Genomic DNA, 7,243 nt, shown 5'->3' on the forward strand with positions numbered 1-7,243 from the left:
GCGGGCGTCCTCGATCACCTTGCCGTCGTTCGGCAGCGTGCCCGGGGCGACCAGTTCGACGTCGCCGCGCAGCTTGGTGACATCGCGGATCGCGTCCGCGATCCGCGCATCCAGGCCCTGCGGGGCCACCGTCGCCTCCACTTTCAGGATCATCACGTCGCTGGCCATCTCGCCGCTGACCACCAGCCGGGCCCGCACCACCTCCGGGAAGCGGCGCGCGATGTCGGCCACCTGCCCCGGATGCACGAACATGCCGCGGACCTTGGTGGTCTGGTCCGCCCGGCCCATCCAACCCTTGATGCGCGTGTTGGTGCGGCCGGTCGGGCACTGGCCGGCCAGCAGCGCCGAGAGATCCCCGGTGCCGAAACGAATGAGCGGGTAATCGGGATTGAGGGTCGTGACGACCAGCTCGCCGACCTCGCCGGCGGGCGCCGGATCCCCGGTGCCGGGACGGACGATTTCCACGATCACGCTCTCGTCGAGCACCAGGCCCTGGCGCGCCTCGGTCTCGTACGCGATCAGCCCGAGATCGGCCGTGGCATAGCTTTGATACACCGCCATCCCGCGGGCGGCGAACCAGTCGCGCAGCGATGGCGGCAGCGCCTCGCCGCCGGTCAGCCCCTTGCGCAGGCTGCCGATGTCGGTGCCGGTGGCTTCGGCTTTCTCCAGCAGGATGCGCAGAAAGCTGGGCGTGCCGGTGTACGCATCCGGTCGCAATTCCGCGATCGCCTGCAACTGCTGCTCGGTCTGGCCGACGCCGGCGGGGAACACGGTGCAGCCGACCGCGTGCGCGCCCGACTCCATCATGAAGGCCCCGGGGGTCATGTGGTAGCTGAACGAGTTGTGCACCAGGTCGCCGGCGCGGAAGCCGGCCGCGAACAGCGCCCGGCCGATGCGCCAGTAATCGCGGGCGGCGCTGTCCGGCTCGTAGATCGGGCCCGGCGACGAAAAGATGCGCGGCATGGCGGCGCCGCGACGCAGCGTGGCGAACCCGCCGAAGAGATCCGCGGGCCGGCCGGCCTGCTGCCGCTGGAACAGCTCGGGCTTGCGCGTCACCGGCAGGGCGGCCAGCGCCTGGCGGGTGGTGATCGTGGCGGCGTCGACGCCCGCGAGGATCTGCGCGTACGCGGTACTGGCCCGCTGGGCGTGCGCCACCTGGCGCGGCAGCGCGGCCATCAGCTGGGCTTCGCGCTGGGCGGGGTCGCGTGTTTCCAGCGCGTCGTAGGAGGAGGTCATGAGCGGCTCCGAAGCGAAGAGAGGGGTGTCAGGCGAGCCAGCGCTTGCGCCGCTTGTAGCTCTTGACGTCGCGGAAGCTCTTGCGCTCGCTGCCTCCCATGCCGAGGTAGAACTCCTTGACGTCCTCGTTCGTGGCCAGCTCGCTGGCCGGCCCGTCCATCACGACGCGCCCGCTTTCCATGATGTAGCCATAGTCGGAATACTGCAGCGCCATGTTGGTGTTCTGCTCGGCGAGCAGGAACGTCACGCGCTCCTTGGCGTTCAGATCCTTCACGATCCCGAACACCTCCTGCACGATCTGCGGCGCCAGGCCCATCGAAGGTTCGTCGAGCAGCACGATGCTGGGATTGGCCATCAGCGCGCGGCCGATCGCGCACATCTGCTGCTCGCCGCCGGAGGTATAGGCCGCCTGCGAATCGCGCCGCGTCTTCAGCCGCGGAAAGTACGCGTACACCTTCTCCAGGCTGGCGGCGACTTCGGCCTTGCTGCCGCGCGTGTACGCGCCCGTGAGCAGGTTTTCCTCGATCGTGAGGTGGGCGAAGCAATGCCGCCCCTCCATCACCTGCACCACGCCGCGCTGCACCAGCTCGGCGGGTGTGAGGTTCTCGATGCGCTCGCCGCGCAGTTCGATCGAGCCTTTGGTCACCTCGCCGCGTTCACCCTTGAGGAGGTTGGATACGGCGCGCAAGGTCGTCGTCTTGCCGGCGCCGTTGCCCCCGAGGATCGCCACGATGCCGCCTTCGGGCACCTGCAGCGAGACCCCCTTGAGCACCAGGATCACGTGGTTGTAGATCACCTCGATGCCGTTGACGTTGAGGACGATGTTCCGTTGTTCCATCTTGTGCCTTCACCAATCGAAAGGCCGCGCGCCTTTCGATTGGCGCCTCCGCCCCGGAGGCGCTTCGCACCGCGGCCGCGGGCCGGCCGTCCGGTCCCGCGTGACCGCAGTGCGCGCAGGTGCCGTCGCCGATCAGGACTGGCAGTCCTGCGGCGTACGGCGGGTCAGCTTCTTCTCCACCGCGTACTTGTCGGCGGCCTGCTTGATCAGCGGCTTGAGGATCTGCTCGTCGGCCTGGTACCAGTCCGAAGAGAAGGCCCACTTGGTGCCGTCCCAGGTGTGGATGCGCGCATAGGTCGAGCCCATGTGGTCCTGGCACGAGGTGCTGACCGGCCGCATCACGCCCGCGAAACCGAGTGCGTCGAGTTTCTTCTGGTCGAGGTTCAGGTTCTCCAGACCCCAGCGCACCTGCTCGGGCGTCATGACCTTGCCCTTGCCGAAGCGTTCCTGCGCGCGCCGCACGGCTTCCACGCCGAGCATCTGGATGATCAGGCCGCGCATGTAGAGCACCTGGCCGACCTCGTCGCGCGGGCCGCTGCCCTGGCCCTTGTCGTGGACGTACTTCAGGATGTCCTGCACCACCTTCGACTGCTTGTCGGCACCGTGCTGCAGCGCCAGCGCGTTGTAGCCCTTGGCGCCCATGCCGACGTCCTTCACGTCCGGCTCTGCGCCCGACCACCAGACGCCGTACATCTTCTCGCGCGGATAGCCGGTGGCTTGCGCCTCCTTCAGCGCCGTGGAGTTCATGACGCCCCAGCCCCACAGCAACACGTAGTCGGGCCGCGATTGGCGCACCTGCAGCCAGGTCGCCTTCTGCTCGACCCCAGGCGCCGTCACCGGCAGCAATTGCAGGTCGAAGCCATGCATCCTGGCGCGCTCCTGCAGCAGCGCGATCGGCTCCTTGCCGAACGGGCTGTCGTGATAGACCAGCGCGATCTTCTTGCCCTTGAGCTTGTCGAGGCCGCCCTCCTTCTTGCCGATATGCTGGATCAGCACGTCGGCGCCGGTCCAGTAGCTGCCCAGGATCGGGAAGTTCCACTTGAACACGCCGCCGTCCTGGGACGCGGCGAGGCCGTAGCCCACCGTGATCAGCGGCATCTTGTCGCCCGGCGCCTTGTCGGTCAGGGCGAAGGTGATGCCGGTGGACTGCGGTTCGAACAAGGTGTTGGTCTTGCCCTTCAGGCGCTCGTAGCACTCGACGCCGCGCGCGGTGTCGTACGCGGTCTCGCATTCCTCGAAGGTGATCTTGACGCCGTTGACGCCGCCGTCACGCGCGTTGATCAGCTTCAGGTAGTCCTGCTTGCCGTTCGCCCACGGTGTGCCGTTCGGCGCGTAGGCGCCGGTGCGGTACACCAGCAGCGGGAAGAACTGCTCCTTGGCCTGCGCCAGGGCGCTGGTGGTCACCGTCGCCGCGCCCGCAGCCAGGACTGCAGCCGCGATCACGAGTCTCGAAAGCTTCATGGTGTCTCCTTGTATGAATGAAGCGGGAAAACCGGTACTGCTCAGTGGGGGAAAGGCCAGAGGCGCAGCTTCTGCTTGCCGGTGGACCACAGCTTCGCGAGCCCGTGCGGCTCCACGATCAGGAACCAGACGATCAGCGCGCCGAAGATCATGAGTTCCGCGTGCGAGGCGGCCGCGGTGGAGATGTTCCAGCCGGCGACGCTGCCCAGCACCGGCAGGAACTGGTTGAGGGCGATCGGCAGCACCACGATGAAGGCCGCGCCGAAAAAGCTGCCCATGATCGAGCCGAGCCCGCCGATGATCACCATGAACAGCAGCTTGAACGAAAGGTCCACCGAGAAGGCGGCCGGCTCCCAGGCGCCGAGGTAGATGAATCCCCACAGCGCCCCGGCGACACCGATGATGAAGGAGCTCACGGCGAAGGCGCTCAGCTTGGCGAACATCGGGCGGATGCCGATCACTGCCGCGGCGACGTCCATGTCCCGAATCGCCATCCACTCGCGACCGATCGCGCTGCGCACCATGTTCTTGGTCAACAGCGCAATCACCACCAGCATCGCCAGGCAGAACAGGTACTTGGCGACCGGACTCTCGATCGGCAGGCCGAACACCTGCAACCCCGAGACCGACACCGAACCGGACGACGAGTAGTTGGTGAACCACTTGATGCGCAGGAACATCCAGTCGCTGAAGAACTGCGCGGCGAGCGTGGCCACGGCGAGGTAGAGGCCCTTCACCCGCAGGCTCGGCAGGCCGAACAGGATGCCGAACGCGGTGGCGCACAGGCCGCCCAGGATCAGCGCCAGCACCAGCGGGATGCCCGGGAGGCGCACGAAGAAGTTGTAGGCGGCGTAGGCCCCCACCGCCATGAACGCGCCCGAACCGAGCGAGATCTGGCCGCAGTAGCCCACCAGCACGTTCACCCCGAGCGCGGCCAGCGCCATGATCAGGAACGGGATCAGGATCGCGCGGAACAGGTATTCGTCAGCGAGCAGCGGAACGCCGATGAAGGCGATGGCGATCAGCAGCAGCACCAGCACGCGGTCCTGCACGATCGGAAAGATCTGCTGGTCCGCCCGGTAGCTCGTCTTGAACTGGCCGTTTTCCCGGTAAAGCATGTCCGCTCCTCAGACCCGGTCGATGATCTTCTCGCCGAACAGGCCCTGCGGCCTGATCAGCAGGAAGGCGAGGGCCAGCACATAGGCAAACCAGATCTCGATGCCGCCGCCGACATAGTGGCCGAGGTAGACCTCGGAGAGCTTTTCGCCCACACCGATGATCAGCCCGCCGACGATGGCGCCCGGCACCGAGGTGAGCCCGCCCAGGATCACCACCGGCAGCGCCCGCAGGGCCACCGTCGCCAGCGAGAACTGCACCCCCAGCTTGCTGCCCCAGATCATCCCGGAGACCAGCGCGACGACGCCGGCGACGCACCAGACGATCACCCAGATCCGGTTGAGCGGGATGCCGATCGATTGCGCTGCCTGGTGGTCATCGGCCACCGCCCGCAGCGCGCGGCCGGTCGAAGTCTTCTGAAAGAACAAGCTCAGGCCCGCCACCAGCACGGCGGCGATCAGCGCGGCGTAGAGGTCTTCCTTGTTGATCAGCACGCCGCCTTCGAACATCGACTCGAACGCGATGATCGGGTCCTTGGGCATGCCGATGTCGATCTTGTAGATGCTGTTGCCGAACAGGCCCTGGCCCAGGCCTTCCAGGAAGTAGGTGATGCCGAGCGTCGCCATCAGCAAGGTGGCGGCTTCCTGGTTGACCAGGTGCCGCAGCACCAGGCCTTCCACGGCCCACGCGGCGATGAACATCACCGCGCCCGCGGCCGCGAACGCCACCAGATTGGCGACCAGCGGACTCTGGATGCCGGTGTATGCCGGGAACCATTCGGCAAAACGCGCCATGGCCAGGGCCGCGAACAGCACCATCGCGCCCTGCGCGAAATTGAACACGCCCGACGCCTTGAAGATCAGCACGAACCCGAGCGCGACGAGCGAATACAGCATGCCGGCCATCAGGCCGCCCAGCATCGTTTCGAGGAAGAATCCCATCGCTGCCGTCCTTCAGTGCGAGGTGCCGAGGTAGGCCTTGATGACGTCCGCGTTGTTGCGGACTTCATCGGGCGTGCCGTCGCCGATTTTTTTCCCGTAGTCGAGCACCACCACCCGGTCGCTGATGTCCATCACGACGCCCATGTCGTGCTCGATCAGGACCACCGTCGTGCCGAATTCGTCGTTCACGTCGAGGACGAAGCGGCACATGTCCTGCTTCTCTTCCACGTTCATGCCCGCCATGGGCTCGTCGAGCAGCAGCACCTGCGGCTCCATCGCCAGGGCCCGGCCCAGGTCCACCCGCTTCTGCAATCCATAGGGCAGCTGGCCCACCGGCGTCTTGCGGTGCGCCTGGATCTCGAGGAAGTCGATGATGTGCTCGACGAATTCGCGGTGCCGGATCTCCTCGCGCTCGGCCGGCCCGATGCGCAGCGCCTGCAGGAACAGGTTGCTCCTGATGCGCAGATTGCGGCCGGTCATGATGTTGTCCAGGACGCTCATGCCCTTGAACAGCGCCAGGTTCTGGAAGGTGCGCGCCACGCCCATCGCGGCCACCTGGTGGCTGTTCATGTGCCTGAACGTCTTGCCGCGGAAGGTGATGGAGCCTTCCTGCGGCTGGTACACGCCGTTGATGCAATTGAGCATGGAGCTCTTGCCGGCGCCGTTCGGGCCGATGATGGCGCGGATCTCGTGCTCCTTGACGTCGAAGGAGATGTTGGAGAGCGCCTTCACGCCGCCGAAGCCAAGCGAGATGTTCTGCACGTCGAGGATGACCTCGCCGGTCTGGCGGCCGGGCGCGACCGGCTGGTTGGCGCTGGTCTGCTCCACCAGCCGGGCCGCCAGGTCGGCGGGCAGGGGTTCGGCCGGGTCGGCCCGCAGGGTGATGGTGCTCATCGCGTTTCCTCGGCCGGGGGCGGCGGCAGGCAGGTGGTGGCGTTCTTCGTCATGCGGCCGCCTTCACCGGCGCGAAGGTCCGGGTATCGACCATGCGTAGCGTGGCGCTCACCATGCCGGTGCGCCCGTCCTCGAACTTCACCTGCGTCTCGATGTACTGCTCGGACTTGCCGCCGTACAGGGCGTCGACCAGGACGGCGTATCGTTCCGCGATGAAGCCGCGGCGCACCTTGTTCGTGCGGGTCAGCTCGCCGTCGTCGGCGTCGAGCTCCTTGTGCAGGATCAGGAAGCGGCTGATCTGGGAGCCGGCCAGCCGCTCGTCGCTGGCGAGGTCGGCGTTCACCTTTTCCACGCAGTCCTTCACCAGCTCGTACACCTCCGGCTTCTGCGACAGGTCCGGATAGCCGGCATACGGCAGGTTGCGCCGCTCCGCCCAGTTGCCGACCGCCTCGAAGTCGATGTTGATCATCACGCACACCCGGTCGCGCCCGTCGCCGTAGGCGACCGCTTCCTTGACGTACGGGAAGAACTTCAGCTTGTTCTCGACGTACTTGGGCGCGAACATCGCGCCGTCGTTCGGGCCGCCCACCAGGCGCCCGACGTCCTTCACCCGGTCGATGATCTTGAGGTGGCCATGGGCGTCGATGAAACCGGCGTCGCTCGTGTGGTACCAGCCATCCGCCGTCTTCACTTCGGCCGTGGCCTCGGGGTTCTTGTAGTACTCCTTGAGGAGGCCCGGGGAGCGCACGAGAATCTC

The 7,243-nt window shown here is 66.7% G+C and carries 6 protein-coding genes and 1 pseudogene; all 7 read right to left on the bottom strand.

The window, feature by feature from the left end:
* A partial coding sequence (locus tag VNT59_RS03555) for a phenylacetate--CoA ligase family protein (RefSeq protein WP_325496689.1) occupies positions 1-1,236 on the bottom strand: 1,236 nt, incomplete at its 3' end.
* A gap of 28 nt (positions 1,237-1,264) precedes the next feature.
* Positions 1,265-2,074 carry an ABC transporter ATP-binding protein gene (locus VNT59_RS03560; protein ID WP_325496691.1) on the bottom strand — a complete coding sequence of 270 codons (810 nt, stop codon included), beginning with the start codon at positions 2,072-2,074 and terminating at the stop codon, positions 1,265-1,267.
* Between the two features lie 132 nt (positions 2,075-2,206).
* A complete protein-coding gene (locus VNT59_RS03565; RefSeq protein WP_325496693.1) occupies positions 2,207-3,535 on the bottom strand; it encodes an ABC transporter substrate-binding protein in 1,329 nt (442 codons plus the stop codon).
* Between the two features lie 41 nt (positions 3,536-3,576).
* The gene (locus tag VNT59_RS03570; protein ID WP_325496695.1) at positions 3,577-4,653 is read right to left on the bottom strand and encodes a branched-chain amino acid ABC transporter permease; all 1,077 of its coding nucleotides are present in this window, start codon (positions 4,651-4,653) and stop codon (positions 3,577-3,579) included.
* Between the two features lie 9 nt (positions 4,654-4,662).
* Positions 4,663-5,592 (bottom strand): branched-chain amino acid ABC transporter permease, encoded by a 930-nt coding sequence (locus tag VNT59_RS03575; RefSeq protein ID WP_325496697.1) that lies wholly within the window; start codon positions 5,590-5,592, stop codon positions 4,663-4,665.
* 12 nt (positions 5,593-5,604) lie between these two features.
* Positions 5,605-6,486 carry an ABC transporter ATP-binding protein gene (locus VNT59_RS03580; RefSeq protein ID WP_325496699.1) on the bottom strand — a complete coding sequence of 294 codons (882 nt, stop codon included), beginning with the start codon at positions 6,484-6,486 and terminating at the stop codon, positions 5,605-5,607.
* A gap of 49 nt (positions 6,487-6,535) precedes the next feature.
* A pseudogene (locus tag VNT59_RS03585) lies at positions 6,536-7,243 on the bottom strand (long-chain fatty acid--CoA ligase); the annotation flags it as partial.

Origin of the sequence: Ramlibacter sp. (assembly GCF_035554825.1) — a bacterium.
Taxonomy (GTDB): domain Bacteria; phylum Pseudomonadota; class Gammaproteobacteria; order Burkholderiales; family Burkholderiaceae_C; genus Ramlibacter.

Bases quoted from the DNA above. Each gene is read 5' to 3' on its own strand.
- VNT59_RS03560 (WP_325496691.1), bottom strand. From the start codon at position 2,074: ATGGAACAACGGAACATCGTCCTCAACGTCAACGGCATCGAGGTGATC.
- VNT59_RS03565 (WP_325496693.1), bottom strand. From the start codon at position 3,535: ATGAAGCTTTCGAGACTCGTGATCGCGGCTGCAGTCCTGGCTGCGGGC.
- VNT59_RS03570 (WP_325496695.1), bottom strand. From the start codon at position 4,653: ATGCTTTACCGGGAAAACGGCCAGTTCAAGACGAGCTACCGGGCGGAC.
- VNT59_RS03575 (WP_325496697.1), bottom strand. From the start codon at position 5,592: ATGGGATTCTTCCTCGAAACGATGCTGGGCGGCCTGATGGCCGGCATG.
- VNT59_RS03580 (WP_325496699.1), bottom strand. From the start codon at position 6,486: ATGAGCACCATCACCCTGCGGGCCGACCCGGCCGAACCCCTGCCCGCC.